Annotated in this window: 11 protein-coding genes; 4 read left to right on the forward strand and 7 right to left on the reverse strand. The window is 71.3% G+C overall.

Annotated features, from left to right (window positions below):
* Positions 1-26: 26 nt before the first annotated feature.
* Both AB0G04_RS04960 and AB0G04_RS04965 read left to right on the forward strand, forming a co-directional pair.
* Positions 27-1,757: a glycosyltransferase family 2 protein gene (locus AB0G04_RS04960; RefSeq protein ID WP_360976551.1), complete on the forward strand. Its 1,731-nt coding sequence runs from the start codon at positions 27-29 to the stop codon at positions 1,755-1,757.
* Positions 1,754-3,700 (forward strand): galactose oxidase early set domain-containing protein, encoded by a 1,947-nt coding sequence (locus AB0G04_RS04965; RefSeq protein WP_360976554.1) that lies wholly within the window; start codon positions 1,754-1,756, stop codon positions 3,698-3,700. The genes AB0G04_RS04960 and AB0G04_RS04965 overlap by 4 nt, the downstream gene beginning before the upstream one ends.
* A gap of 13 nt (positions 3,701-3,713) precedes the next feature.
* On the opposite strand, the gene AB0G04_RS04970 is transcribed toward AB0G04_RS04965, so the two are convergent.
* Genes AB0G04_RS04970 through AB0G04_RS04980 form a run of 3 tightly spaced genes read right to left on the reverse strand, consistent with a single transcriptional unit; the run spans position 3,714 to position 6,036 of the window.
* A complete protein-coding gene (locus tag AB0G04_RS04970; RefSeq protein WP_360976557.1) occupies positions 3,714-4,718 on the reverse strand; it encodes a glycoside hydrolase family 6 protein in 1,005 nt (334 codons plus the stop codon).
* A 39-nt stretch (positions 4,719-4,757) separates the two neighbouring features.
* Complete coding sequence (locus AB0G04_RS04975; RefSeq protein WP_360976560.1) at positions 4,758-5,468, reverse strand: hypothetical protein; 711 nt, start codon at positions 5,466-5,468, stop codon at positions 4,758-4,760.
* Positions 5,461-6,036, reverse strand: a complete 576-nt coding sequence (locus AB0G04_RS04980; RefSeq protein ID WP_360976563.1) for a sigma-70 family RNA polymerase sigma factor — start codon at positions 6,034-6,036, stop codon at positions 5,461-5,463. Before AB0G04_RS04980 ends, AB0G04_RS04975 begins: the two co-directional genes overlap by 8 nt.
* A 199-nt stretch (positions 6,037-6,235) precedes the next feature.
* On the opposite strand from AB0G04_RS04980, the gene AB0G04_RS04985 reads away from it, so the two are divergent.
* Positions 6,236-7,432, forward strand: a complete 1,197-nt coding sequence (locus AB0G04_RS04985; protein WP_360976566.1) for a hypothetical protein — start codon at positions 6,236-6,238, stop codon at positions 7,430-7,432.
* Between the two features lie 122 nt (positions 7,433-7,554).
* Here AB0G04_RS04985 and AB0G04_RS04990 read toward each other — a convergent pair whose 3' ends face one another.
* Together AB0G04_RS04990 and AB0G04_RS04995 are read right to left on the reverse strand one after the other, a co-directional pair.
* Entirely contained in the window at positions 7,555-8,157 is a 603-nt protein-coding gene (locus AB0G04_RS04990; protein WP_360976570.1) for a class I SAM-dependent methyltransferase, read from the reverse strand.
* Complete coding sequence (locus AB0G04_RS04995; RefSeq protein ID WP_360976573.1) at positions 8,154-9,350, reverse strand: hypothetical protein; 1,197 nt, start codon at positions 9,348-9,350, stop codon at positions 8,154-8,156. The genes AB0G04_RS04990 and AB0G04_RS04995 overlap by 4 nt, the downstream gene beginning before the upstream one ends.
* Before the next feature lie 349 nt (positions 9,351-9,699).
* Here AB0G04_RS04995 and AB0G04_RS05000 point away from each other — a divergent pair, with 349 nt between their 5' ends.
* The gene (locus AB0G04_RS05000) at positions 9,700-10,449 is read left to right on the forward strand and encodes an AbfB domain-containing protein (protein ID WP_360976576.1); all 750 of its coding nucleotides are present in this window, start codon (positions 9,700-9,702) and stop codon (positions 10,447-10,449) included.
* An 85-nt stretch (positions 10,450-10,534) separates the two neighbouring features.
* On the opposite strand, the gene AB0G04_RS05005 is transcribed toward AB0G04_RS05000, so the two are convergent.
* Positions 10,535-12,526: a beta-galactosidase gene (locus tag AB0G04_RS05005; protein WP_360976579.1), complete on the reverse strand. Its 1,992-nt coding sequence runs from the start codon at positions 12,524-12,526 to the stop codon at positions 10,535-10,537.
* Positions 12,523-13,866 (reverse strand): sugar ABC transporter substrate-binding protein, encoded by a 1,344-nt coding sequence (locus AB0G04_RS05010; RefSeq protein ID WP_360976582.1) that lies wholly within the window; start codon positions 13,864-13,866, stop codon positions 12,523-12,525. The genes AB0G04_RS05005 and AB0G04_RS05010 overlap by 4 nt, the downstream gene beginning before the upstream one ends.
* Positions 13,867-13,878: the final 12 nt, after the last annotated feature.

Here is a 13,878-nt window from a genome sequence, read left to right on the forward strand (position 1 = left end):
TGCCGAATCCTCGCTATCTTGCCTTGGTGCCCGGAAAGAGTGTTATATCCCCCCTGCCGGATTATCACGGCTTCAGTCGCCTCGCCGGTGATGCCGAAGGAGTCCCGGAGGGCGACTACCGGGTCCGGTTGCGGCCGCTGTCCCGGCGCCGCCCGGTCCGTACCGCGTCGATCGCGGTTTTCGCCTTCGCCTTCGAGAGCACCTTCTTCGGATGGCTGCTCGCCTCGGTGGAACTGCCGGACCGCCGGATGCAAACGGGGCTCTTCGCCGCCACCATCTTCATGATCGTCGCGACCGCGCTCATCGAACTGTTCCGCCTGCTGAACGTCGTGACCCTGTGCCTGGCCACGATCCGGGCGCTCGACCCGGTGCCGGTCGAGCCGGACGAACTGCTGCGGGTCGCGTTCCTGACCACGATCGTCCCCGGCAAGGAGCCGATCGAGATGGTGGAGAAGACCCTGCGCGCCGCCATGCGGATCCGCCATCCCGGCCGCTACCACGTGTGGCTGCTCGACGAGGGCGACGACCCCGAGGTCAAGGCCATGTGCCGGCGCGTCGGCGCGTACCACTTCAGCCGCAAGGGCGTCCCGGAGTGGAACACCCCCGCCGGTGGCTTCAAGGCGAAGACCAAGCACGGCAACTACAACTCCTGGATCGACCGGCACGGCGCCCGGTACGACGTGTTCGTCTCGGTCGACCCCGACCACGTACCGCTGGAGAACTTCTGCGAACGGCTGCTCGGCTACTTCCGCGACCCCGACGTGGCGTTCGTGATCGGACCGCAGATCTACGGCAACTACGACAATGTGATCACCCGCTGGGCCGAGTCCCAGCAGTACCTGTTCCACTCGCTGCTCCAGCGGGCCGGCAACAAGCTCGGCATCCCGATGCTGGTCGGCACCAACAACGCGGTACGCATCGCGGCGCTGAAGTCGATCGGCGGTCTGCAGGACTCGATCACCGAGGACATGGCGACCAGCCTCGCCCAGCACGCGGCCCGCAACCCGGCCACCGGCCGGCACTGGCGCTCGGTCTACACGCCCGACGTCCTGGCCGTCGGGGAGGGCCCGTCCTCCTGGACCGACTACTTCAGCCAGCAGCACCGCTGGTCGCGCGGCACCGACGAGGTGGTGGTGGCCGGCTTCGCGAAGATGGCTCACCGGCTCGGCGTGCGCCGGGCACTGCACTACGCGCTGCTGATGGCCTACTACCCGCTGACCGCGCTCGCCTGGCTCCTCGGCGCCGCCACCGCGGTCTGCCATGTGGTGCTCGGCGTCAAGGGCGTGCAGGTACCGCAGCAGGTGTGGCTGATGCTGTACGTGGACGCCGCCCTCTTCCAGATCGGCCTCTACCTGTGGAACCGGCGGCACAACGTCAGCCCGCACGAGGACGCCGGATCGTCCGGACTCAGCGGCATGCTGCTGTCGACGCTGTGCGCGCCGATCTACGTCACCTCGTTCCTGCAGGCCGTGCTGCGCCGGCGGGCCGGTTTCGTGGTGACCCCGAAGGGTGACTCGGCCAGCCCGGACCGGTTGCTCACCTTCCGTACCCATCTGCGGTGGGCGGCGTTCTTCGCCGCCCTGCTGGCCGTGGCCGCGGTGACCGGCCACGCGCACGGGTTCATGTGGCTGTGGCCGGCACTCAACCTGGCCCTCTGCCTGACCCCACCGGCGATCTGGGCGTTGCAGACGCTCGGCCGCACTCCCCCGAACCAGGTCACCGAGAAGGAACCTCACATGATCGAGATCACGGTATGAACCAGCGACGCCCCACCATGGCACGCCGACTGCTCACGCTGGCGGTGATGATGCCCGTGATGGCCGCGGTGGCGATCGTGAACCGGCCGATCGTCAGCTTCGCGGCCGACCGCTACCACGAGTTCAGCATCAACCGGCCGTCGTACAAACAGGAGTTCGGTCACTGGTCGCTGCTGAAGGTGCCGGCCCGATTCCGGGTCAACGCCGTCCACGCCGCGATGCTGCGTACCGGAAAGGTCCTCATCATCGTGGGGTCCGGAAACGACCGGGAGAAGTTCGAGGCCGGTACGTTCCGCACCATCCTGTGGGACCCGCGCACCGACAAGTTCAAGGACGTGCCGACACCGACCGACCTGTTCTGCGCCGGTCACACCTTCCTGCCCAACGGCAACCTGCTGGTGGCCGGCGGCACCAAGTCGTACGAGGTGCTGGAGAGCGACATCACCCACGCCGCCGGGGTGATGAAGGTGAAGAACGAGTCACCGGACCACGGCCCGCGCACGTTCGCGAAGGGCACCCGCCTCCTCGGCGCCAACGGACGGGTGTACCTGACCCGTGCCGAGGTGACCGTGCCGGCCGCCGCCAAGATGTGGCACGGCGACCACATGATGGTCCACGCCGGTGAGGCCGAGGTCTGGGTCGACGCACTCGAGAAGGGTGACGCGCCGATCGTCACGGCCCCCGCGCAGTACGCCATCGAGGGCCTGACCGGCGACGACACACGCAACCTGTACGGCATCGCCGAGAAGATCACCCGGGAGAAGCAGGAGTACGGCGGCGACAAGACGTCGTACGAGTTCGACCCGGTCGCCGAGCGCTACGTCCGGACCGGCGACATGGTCGAGCACCGCTGGTACCCGACGCTCGCCCCGATGCCGAACGGCGACATCCTCGCGGTGTCCGGACTGGACGAGTTCGGCCGGATGCTGCCCGGCGTCAACGAGCGCTACCTGGTCAGCAAACGCAAGTGGGTGCCCGCGCCGGAACTGCGGCGGGTCTTCCCGACCTACCCGGCGCTGTTCCAGACCCAGGACGACCGGCTGTTCTTCTCCGGCTCCAACGCGGGCTACGGCTCCGACACCGAGGGCCGTACCCCCGGCCTGTGGGACGTGAAGAAGAACAAGTTCCAGGTGGTTCCCGGGCTAGAGGACGCCGGTATGACCGAGACCAGTGCCTCGGTCATGCTGCCACCGGCCCAGGACCAGAAGGTGATGATCCTGGGCGGCGGGGAGGTCGGCGACTCGCCGGTCTCCACGGCCCGGACCGCGATCGCCGACCTCGACGAGAAGGACCCGCGGTACCGGCCGGGACCCGACCTGCCGGCGCCGGCCCGTTACCTGAGCACCGTGGTGCTGCCGGACGACACCGTGTTCACCAGCGGCGGCTCCTCCGGTTACCGGGGTGGCCCGTACCAGGGGAAGAACCGCAGCGACCTGCTGACCGCGCAGATCTACGACCCGGACCGCGAGGTCTTCCGCGAGGCGGCGGCACCGACCGTGGGCCGCAACTACCACTCCGAGGCGCTGCTGCTGCCGGACGGGCGGGTGGTCACCATGGGCAGCGACCCGATCTACGACGAGACCGGCAAGAACCCCGGCAAATTCGAGCAGCGGATCGAGATCTACAGCCCGCCCTACCTGTTCCACGGCGAGCGGCCGCAGCTCAGTGGCGGGCCGCGCACGATCAAGCACGGGCGCAGCGCACCCTACGCCACGCCGGACGCGGGCCGGATCACCAGTGCCCGCCTCGTCCGGCCGAGCGCGGTCACCCACGGCACCGACGTGGACCAGAGGTCGGTGGAGCTGGGCGTCAGCCGTACTCCCGGCGGGGTGACCGTCGCCGTCCCGGACGACCCCGGCCTGGCGCCGTCCGGCTGGTACATGCTCTTCCTGATCGACGACAAGGGCGTGCCCTCCAAGGGCCGCTGGGTCCGGGTGGCGTAGCCCTCGCGGATCCTCAGTTGGTGGCGAGCCCGAGGGCGTACTCGGGCCACCACTGACCGGCCGGCGGGGCGTCCGGCAGGCACGCCCCGTCGGACTCCCCCGGCCGTTTCACCCACAGGTAGGCGTCGACCCGCGGCGTGCCGGTCTCCGTGGTCGGCGCCGGCCCGAGCGCGCGGCCCGGCGGATTGCACCAGTGTCCCTCGGCGTCCCGCGCGTCGACCGGGGCCGGCCCGTTGCCGTTACGGCTGGTGTCGATCACGAACGGCATGCCGCCGAGCCGGTCCGAGACGGCTGTGCCGTACGCGACGTTCGCCTCGGTGGTCTCGAAGTTCGCCACGTTGAGACTGAACCCGTTCGCCGCGCGCACCCCGGCATCCTCCAGCGCCCGGGCCACCCGGTCCACGTCCTTGATCCAGCCGGGGTTCCCGGCGTCCAGATAGACCCGCACCCCGGGACCCTGTTTGAACTGCCCGATCGCCTCGGCGAGCAGTGCCAGCCGCTCCCGTGCGGCCTCACCGGTGACACAGCCGTCCAGCACGTGCGGCACCGCGTCCGGCTCCAGCACCACGATCGCGTCGTGCCCGCGGACCATCGCGGCCAGGTCGGTGATCCACGCCCGGTACGCCGCGGCGTCCGGCGCGCCGCCACCGGAGTGACCGCCGCAGTCCCGCTGCGGCACCCAGTACGGCACCAGCACGGCCGTCCGCCCGGCCGCCGCGGCGGCCTCGACGAGCCGGCGGGCCCGCTCCCGGTAACCCGGGTTCGCGTCGGCGAACCAGACGGCGGTCGGCGACTCGGCGATGCGGCGCAGCGCGGCGGCGTCCGCCTCACGGCCCGCCGCCTTCCACGCCGCCACCTGATGGGCCGCTGGCGCGTCCGGCTCCACGAAGAACCCGGTCGACTCGGTCACCGTCGGTCTCGCCTGCGGCGTACCGGCCGGATCGGGTGAGGTCGGATCAGAGGTGCACCCGGCGAGGACCATGGTCGCCAGGCAGCAGATCGCAGGAAGACTTCTCATCCGGACGAACGGTACCGACCGCGCATACCCGATCGTGGCTCAGCGCACCGAGCGTGCCACCGCAATCGCCTCTTCGGGTGTCCCGATTCCCTCCAACCGGTAGGTGACGGACGCGGTCGCCCAGATCAGCGTGGGACCGGCGAGGCGGGCCGTCTCGGTCCGCTCCCGGCCGTCGCGGCCCACATAGGTCACCGGGTGCGGGCCCGGCACCCACGCCGCGCCGGTCACCGAATCCCACGGCTCCACCCACCGCGCTTCCGGCGAGGTCTTGAAGAACGTGGTGTCGAGCCGCCCGTCGAACTCGTCGAGCCGCACCGCGCCACCCCGGTAGACGAGCGTCACCACCCGCGGCCGCCCGCTCACGTCCGGGTCGGAGCCCACCACCTGCTCCGGTTCTCCGAGCTCGGCGGGTACCCCGATCGGGAACGCGGCGGGCGCCGACGCCTGCGGCAACGCGCTCGGTGTGGCCGGCAGCGTCCGGTGGGGCTCGTCCCGGCGTACCTCGACGCCCGCGACCCGCAGCAGGTCACCGATCACCTCGACCACCGCGGCACGGGCCGGCGCGACCAGGACGATCGACGCGGCCAGTGCGGCCGCCAGGGCGGCGAGGAGCGGACGGACGCGACGCCGGCGCGGTGCGGGGTGCCGGAGGCGGGCCCGCACCGCTTCCCTCTGATCAACAGCCGCGGGTACGGTCAGACGCGCGCCGAGATCACGCAACTCGGCGATCAGGTCGTCGGGTTCAGGCACCGCGCACCCCCTCCGGCAGCCGGTCCCGCAGCCGCGCCAGTGCCCGCGCCGTCCGGGACTTGACCGTCCCCTTCGGCACATCCAGGGTGACCGCGGTCTCCGCCTCGGACAGGTCGAGCAGGTAACGGCAGAGCAGAATCTCCCGGTCCCGATGGTCCAGGGCGCGCAACTGCTCGACGAGAAGCTGCCGCCTCTCCCGGGCCATCGCCGACTCGGCCGGGTCGGGCTCCCACTGCAGCGGGTCCTCCCGGACCGCCGCACGCAGCCACAGCCCCTCCCGGCGGCGGCGGGACCGCACCAGGTTGCGGGTCTCGTTCGCCACGATGGCCAGCAGCCACGCCTTGAAACCGGCGTCGCCGCGGTACCGGGCCAGCTGCCGATGCGCCTTCACGAACGCCTCCTGCACCACGTCGTCCGCGTCCGATCCGGCGCCGAGCAGCAACGCGGCCCGGTGCGCGGGCGCGGTGAACCGCGTGACCAGCACCTCGTAGGCGTCCAGATCACCGTCTCTGGCCCGGGCCACAGCGGTCGCCTCGTCGATATCGATGGCCGCCCCTTCCGACAACACACCCTAAAGACACCGCCCACCCCGATCCGGTTCCCACCACCCCACCCCGCTGGACACCACCGCTGTCTCAGCTGCGCTGAGACCACGGTGAGCGCCAGCCAGACGGTCGGCGGCTGGGCGGCAGCGCTGTTTCAGCGCAGCTGAGACCACGGTGAGCGCCGGCCGGGAACCGGGGAGGCGTGGGTGGTGTCTTCTGGACATGACTACTCGGCGCGAACTTCTTCTGCTGGCCGGCTCCGGGCTCGCTCTCGCGGCGGCCGGATGCCGGGACACCCCCGCCCGCGCGGCCACCACAGCGCCCGACGTACTGCTCGCCGACTCCGATCGTGGGATGCTCCGGCTCGGACCGTCGGGCGAGCAGGTGCTCGGTGTGGCGGCGGCCGCTTTCGACGGAGCGCACCTCTACGCGAGCGTGCCCGGCGGGGTGGACCAGCTCGAACCGGCGAGCGGCCGCACGGCCGGGCGGGTCACGCTTACCGGTGACTGGACGCCCCGGGTGGTCGCCACCGACGGCCGGGCGTGCGCGCTGAGCGGGACGGGGGCCTCCGACCGGCCGGCCGCGCGCGCCCGGACCACCCTGGCCGTCACCGGGCCGGGTGGGGACCGGCGGTTCGACCTGCCCGGCGTGGTCGAGCCGGACGCGTTCACGGCCGACAACACCGGCCTGTTCGTACTGGACTGGCTGCCGGCCACGGCACCGGACCACTACCGGGTGCGGCTGCTCGATCTGGCAACGGGCCAGATCCGGCCACTGTTCACCCGGAACAAGACGCCGGTGCCGGCGGGCGCCGAGGAGGAGATGCGCGGCGACGGCCGGCAGGCGGTGCTCTCCGCCGACCGCAAGATGCTGTTCACCTTCTACACCCACCAGCCCGGGCACCGGCACACCCGCGACCTGGTCTCCGGCCGCCCCGGCAACGCGCACGCCTTCGTGCACGTGCTGCACCTGGTCGAGCAATGGGCGTACTGCCTGGATCTGCCGCACCCGTTCGGTGAGGGCCCGGCTGCCGGGCACGCCCTGGCCGCCGATGGGCGCAACCTGTTCGTGGCCGACCTGAACGCCGGGAAACTTGCCTACGCGAGTCCGGAGTCGTTGTCGATCGAGCGGGTGGTGGACGTGCCGCCGGTCGCCGGGTCGTCGGCCGCCCTGGCGCTGACCACGGACGGCCGGATCCTGGTCGGGGCGGGCGGCGTCACGGTCGTGGACCGGATCTCCGGGCAGCGGAGCGGCCGCTGGGAGCTACCCGGCCCGGTGCGCGGGCTGGGGCTGAGCCGGGACGGCGGCCGCCTCTACGCCGGCGGTACCGGCCGGGTCACCTGGCTGGACACCGCCACCGGCGAAAAGCGTGGCGAGGTGGCCGTGCCGGGCCTCACCGCGCTCCGGCATGTCGTGTGAGCGGCCGCGGTTCGCCCAGCGGCGCTTTCCCTTGGGGTAGCTCAGCTCGATTGCGGGAGTGCCCGGCCTGCTCCGGGAGCTGCCCGACTACAGGAGCTGCGCGTTGCGGAAACGGGCCGGGCTCAGGAACGGCGCAGGACGTCGAGCAGGAACCACTCGTCCTCGTGGTGCACGACCGGCTCCAGGCCCGCGGTGGCCAGCAGCGCGGCGTGCGCGTTGAAGCCGTCGTAGTTGCCGCCGTTCTCGCGGTCGCGGAAGTGCACCGACACCAGGTCACCGCCGGGCTCGAGCCGCTTCACCAGGCCGTCCAGCGTCGCGGTCAGGTCGTCGCCGGACAGGTAGTAGAGCAGGTCGCCGATCACCACCAGGTCGAACACACCGTCGGGGAGGTCGGCCGGCAGTTCGGCCCGCTCGACGCGGACGCCGGGCAGGTCCACGGTGTTCTGCCGGGCCAGCTCGACGGCTTCGGGGACGCTGTCGGTGGCGAGCACCTCGTCGCAGCGCCCGGCGAGCATGCGGCTGAGCGTCCCGATCGAGGCGCCCGGCTCGTAGCAGCGTTTGTACCGCTCGCGGGGCAGGCTCGCCACGGTGACCGCGTACTTGCGCCGGTCGTGCCACTTGGTGGCGACGTCCCACGGGTCGTCCTTTGCCAGGTAGAGCCCGGTGAAGTAGTCCTGGGAGACCGACGTGTCGGGTGGCGTGGCGTCGCCTGCTGCTCGTGTCACCCCGAGATTGTGCCCCCGCCCGGCCCCGCCGCCACGGTCAGGGTGCCGACGCCCTCCTCGGCGACCAGGTCGATGCCACCGGCCCCGCTGCCCGCGGTGATCCGGGCGCCCTTGTCGACGCCCTGGTCGCGTTTGCCGTAGACGACCACCGCCCCGGCGCCGGACCGCAGCTCCGCGCGGACCGGTGCCCGTCCGCCGGTGCGGATCCGCCAGTCCCGGATGCCGCCGCTCATCGAGATCGGTACGGTCGCTCTCTGTCGCGGCAGGGCCAGGTCGATCCGGGCGGCGCCGCCGAGCAGGTCCACCCGGCCGACGAGGGCGCCGGTCAGGTCGATCGAGGCGGTCCGGACGCCGCCGCGCATCAGCACCGACCAGGAGACGTCCGGGCTGAGCACCACGTCCACCTCGGCGGTGCCGGCCTCGCCGGTGTCGTCGACGAAGACCCGCACGGCGCCGCCGGCCAGCTCGGTCCGCACGTTGATGCCGCTGCCCGGAGGGCTGGACACCCGGTACCAGCCGTCCTCGACCGCACCGATCCGTACGTCGAGTTCGGTGGTGCCGTCGGCCAGTTCGAAGGTGGCCGCGGCCGGGACCGCGCCGGCCGGTGCGCTTGTCCCGATCGAGACGGGCGGGGTGCCGGGCGGGACGACGACGCTGGGCTCGGTGAACACCGGACTCGCGACCGGATCCGACGGGCGGGTGGCGTACCAGGTGAGCCCGCCGGCTACCAGGACGGCCGCGACCAGGGCGGCGACCGGCTTGCCGACGGTACGGCGGGACCGCGGGGCGAGTCGCAATTCGATGGTGGGCCGTTGCGAACCCCGGTCCTGCCAGGGCGTCTCGATCCGGACCGGTTCGGCGTCCTCCGGCTCGTAGTGGTCGGCCGGCGGTCCGGCCCGGTGCGGCGCGTCGGGCCAGTAGGCGGTGATGTCGGGCAGCCCCGCCGCGGGCGGCGGCGTCGCCTGGATGTGGCCGGCACCCGCGTGACCGGCACCCGCGTGGCCGGCACCTGTGTGGCCTGCATCCGCGTGGCCGGCACCTGTGTGGCCTGCATTGCCGGCGCCGGGGGTGCCGCTGTTGGCGGCGCCGGGGTTGCCGGCGCCGCTGTTGCCGGTGGTCCCGGCACTGGTGTTACCGATGGTCCCGGCGCTGGTGTTGCCGGTGTCGATGTCAGGGACGGCAGGACTTTCCACGCAGCTCTCCTCGAAGCGCACGGGATGACTCCGCACAGGGGTACGGACGTGAGGCCGCCTCGGTTCGATTGGAGCGCTCCCAAAAATTGGGGCAAGGTTCCCTCTTGCTTTCACATGCCTCGAGCGTGTAGATCCTTATCGAATCCTTAAGTGATTCTCGTGAACGTCCCCCACGGAAGCGAAATTGATGCCGGAAGACGACACCCGTAACGGACTGCGGGTCGGCGGCTGGATTCCGCCGTATTCACCCGGCGGGTCGCCCGCCGGGCCGATCCGGCCTACCGCGCACCCGGTTCCGAGCGTGGCCCGTCCCCGCCACGACTCCTTGGCCCGCCTGCGCGGCAGGGCCATGACGCGTCCCCGTCTGGTCCTGGCCGCGGCTCTCTGCCTGGCCTGCGCGGCGACCGCGGCAACGGCCGTGCTGCTCGACGCGGCCCAGAGTCCCGAGCCGGTCGCCGCCGAGTTCACCCATCCGGTCGCCGGGTGGCCACCGCAGCCCGTCCCACCCGTGCTGGACTCGGCGGACGTGCCGGTCAGCGTGCTGCCGTCACCGACCGGCACCACCCTGCCGGATGTTCCGGCGGAGGACGCGCCGTCACCGCCGGGGAACTCGCCGACGGCCACCCGCACCACCGCGGGACCGCCCGCCACAACCCGGCCGGCCACCCCCGCGCCGGTCTCGCTGACTGTCGGATCGACCGTCGGGCTGGAGGCCGCGGACCGCTCCGGGCATCGGGTGCGGCATCGTGACTACCGTGGCCGGCTCGAGCCGATCCGCCGCGGCGGGGGCCCGGACGCGGCTTTCCGGGTACGCTCCGGACTCGCCGACAACGGCTGCGTCTCGCTGGAATCAGTCAACTTTCCCGGATATTATCTCCGGCATCGAAATTTCGAAATACGCCTCGACAGGAACGACGGCTCCGCCCTATTCCGCCAGGACTCGACTTTCTGCGCCGTGACGATTCGTCAAGGCGCCGCACTGGCATTACGGTCGGAGAATTATCCGGATCACCACGTGGCCGCCGACGGCGAGTGGCTGAAGATCGTACGGACCTCCGCGTCGAGGGCGACCGCCTTCGTCCCGCGGGCCCCCCTCTGACCGGTGCCGGCCGGCCCATCCGGCCGGCACCGGTCAGGCCCGCGTGGGGGGTTCGGGCGCATCACGCGCCCGAATCCCCCACGCCTCACGGCCGGTGCAGGATCGCCACGCCGCGCGGTTCGAGGATCCCGCCGTCCGGCAGGGCGCCGAGGTCCACCGGCCCGTCGGTCCGGTTGATCAGGAACCAGTGGTCGCCGCGGATCGCCAGCTCCACCCGGCCGGCCAGCTCGGGCGGCAGTTCGCCACGCACCCCGGCCGGACCGAGCAGGGCCGGCAACAGCGGGCCGAGCCCCTCCGGGCCGAGACGGGTGGAGACGTACGCCGCCGACCCGGCACCTGCCCGCCGCCGGGTGACTGCCGCCCGTTCCGCCTGCTCGCCCGTCTTGTACCGGGCGAGTACCTCCACATCGTCCGAGGTCACGTCGATGCGGTCGGTCCAGAGGGTGCCGGTCGTGCCGTTGTCCAGTTCGACGCTCTCGTGGTCGAGCAGCGGACCGAACTCCTCGATCCGGATGCCCAGCACGTCACGCAGCGGCCCCGGATAACCACCGAGCCACACGTGGTCGTTCTCGTCCACGATGCCGGAGAAGTACGTGGTGACCAGGTGCCCACCGGCGGCCACCCAGTCGCGCAGCCGGACGGCCAGCCGGGCCGGCAGGACGTGCAGGATCGGGGCGATCAGCACCCGGTACTCCTCGAGCGGCCCGGTCACCGGCAGCACGTCGGCACGGACCCCGGCGTCGAGCAGAGCGGTGTACCAGTCGAGCGTCTCCTGTCGGTAGCGAAGCCGGTCGGTCGGGTGCGAGTCGTGCTCGGCGACCCACCAGGACTCCCAGTCGAAGACGATGCCGACCTCGGCCCGGCGCCGGCGCGAACCGGCGACGGGCGCCAGTTCGCGCAGCCGCTGCCCGAACCGGACCACGGCCCGGAACAGGTCACTGTCGGTCCCGGCGTGCGGCAGCATCGCCGAGTGGTACTTCTCGGCGCCGGCCTTCGACTGCCGCCACTGGAAGTAGCAGACCGCGTCGGCGCCGTGCGCGACGTGGGTGAGCGAGTCCCGTTCCAGTTCGCCGGGCTTCTTGGCGACGTTGACCGGCTGCCAGTTCACCGCGCTGGTGGAGTGCTCCATCAGGAACCAGGGCCGGCCGCCGGCCAGGTTGCCGGTCAGGTTGGCCGAGAAGCTCAGCTCGTCGCGGGCCTGCGGGCCGGGCAGCACGTAGTGGTCGTTGGAGACGAAGTCCACCTCGGCGGCCCAGTCGGCGTAGTTCATTCCCTTCGTCTCGCCCATCACCATGAAGTTCGTGGTGACCGGCACCTCCGGGGTGATGCTCCGGAGCAGGTCCCGCTCGGCGCGCAGGTGTTCCTTGAGCGCATCGGAGGAGAACCGCTTGAAGTCGAGCTGCTGCGTCGGGTTCGGGTGCGAGGCGGCCAGCCGGGGCGGCAGAACCTCCTCGAAGTCGTCGTACCGCTGCGACCAGAACGCGGTGCCCCACGCGTGGTTGAGCGCTTCGACGTCGTGGTAACGGTTCCGCAGCCAGACCCGGAAGGCGGCGGCCGCGTCGTCGGAGTAGTCGTAGATGTTGTGGCAGCCCAGCTCGTTGTTGACGTGCCAGGCCACCAGCGCCGGGTGTTCGGCGTAGCGGGTGGCCAGCTCACGGACCAGGCGCAGCGCGTGCTCCCGGAAGATGGGTGAGGTGGGCCGCCAATGCTGGCGGGCGCCCGGCGACAGGACCTCGCCGGTACGCGTCACCGGCAGGATCTCCGGGTGCTTGCGGGTGAGCCAGGGCGGCGGTGAGGCGGTGGCGGTGGCCAGGTCAACCGTGATGCCACCGGCGTGGAGCAGGTCCATCACCTCGTCGAGCCACGCGAAGTCGTACGCCCCCTCGCGGGGTTCGAGCCGTGCCCAGGAGAAGATCGCGAGGGACACGACGGTGACGCCGGCCTCCCGCATGGCCCGTACGTCGTCGTCCCAGAACTCGCGGGGCCACTGGTCCGGGTTGTAGTCCGCGCCGAATTCCAGACGCGCCGACCCGGCGCGGCGAAGCCAGCGCCGGGTCGTCTCGTTGCTCTGCGTCATTTAACCGTGAAGCCCTGTTCCGTGCCGTACTTGACGGATGCTTCCTGCCAGGCCTTCAGGCCGTCGGTCAGGTTTCCCTGGCCGATGTACGCCTTGCCGACGGTGTCGCTGTAGATGCTGTTGGCGTAGACCTGGAAGGGCAGGTACGACCAGCCGGAGACGACCTGCCCGGCGGACGCGGCGAGAACCTCGTTGACCTTCTGGCCACCGAAGTACGGGAACTCCTTGCCCAGGAACGCGGGGTCCGCGAGGTGCTTGGTGGTGGCCGGGAAGGCGCCGTCGGCGATGCGGGCCTGCGCGCCCTCGTCGACCGCGGCGTACTTCAGGAACGCCCAGGCCAGGGTCTTGTTCGGAGCCTTGTCCGGGATGGCGAGCGAGCTGCCGCCGTTCTCCGCGGTGGCCTTGCCGCCGGCTTCCCACTGCGGCATCGGCGCGACCCGCCACTTGCCGTTGGCGGCCGCGGCGCCCTTCTCCAGGTTGCTCGGCATCCACGCGCCGGTGACCAGGGTGGCGATGGTGCCGTCGCCGAGGCCTTTGTACCACTCGTCGGTCCAGCCGGGGGCCGGGGAGAGCAGCTTGGAGTCGAGGAGCTTCTGCCACTCGGTCGCGAACTTCTGGCTGCCGGCGTCGGCGAAGTTGACCGTGACGTCGGTGCCGCTGACCTGGTACGGCTTGCCTCCGGCCTGCCAGATGAGGCTGGTGGTGAACCCGGCGTCACCGCTGTCACTGGTGATGTACGCCTTCGGGTCGGCGGTGTGCAGCTTCTCGGCGGCCGCCGCGTACTCGGCCCAGGTCGTCGGCACGGCGATGCCGTGCTTGTCGAAGACCTCCTTGTTGTAGAACAGCGCCATCGGCCCGGAGTCGATCGGCAGCCCGTAGATCTTGCCGCCGGCCTGCACCGAGTTCCAGGTGCCCGGGGTGAAGGTGCCGTCGAGCGACTTCGCGCCGTAGACGCCGAGGTCGGCGACCGACTTGGCGAGCGAGAACTGCGGCAGCGCGTAGTACTCGATCTGCGCCACGTCGGGGATTCCGGTGCCGGCCGTGATGGCGTTCTGCAGGGCCGTGTACTGGTCGTTACCCGTACCCGCGTTGACGAGGTTGATCTTTACCTTGGGGTATTTGGTCTGGAAGTCGGCCGCCACCTTGGTGAGCGTGGTGTCCCAGGCCCAGACCGTCAGGTTGCCACCGGCATCCAGCGCGGCCTTGACATCCGCCTCGGAGACGCTTGTCGCGGCCGCACCGCCGCCGGTGTCGCCGTCGTCGGAACTCGAGCAAGCGGTGGCCAGCAGGGATATCGACAGCGCGGCGCCAACGAGCGCGCGCCGACGGGTGATCATCATCAACGGTTCCCT

The sequence above is a fragment of the Actinoplanes sp. NPDC023801 genome (assembly GCF_040639655.1).
Lineage (GTDB): Bacteria > Actinomycetota > Actinomycetes > Mycobacteriales > Micromonosporaceae > Actinoplanes.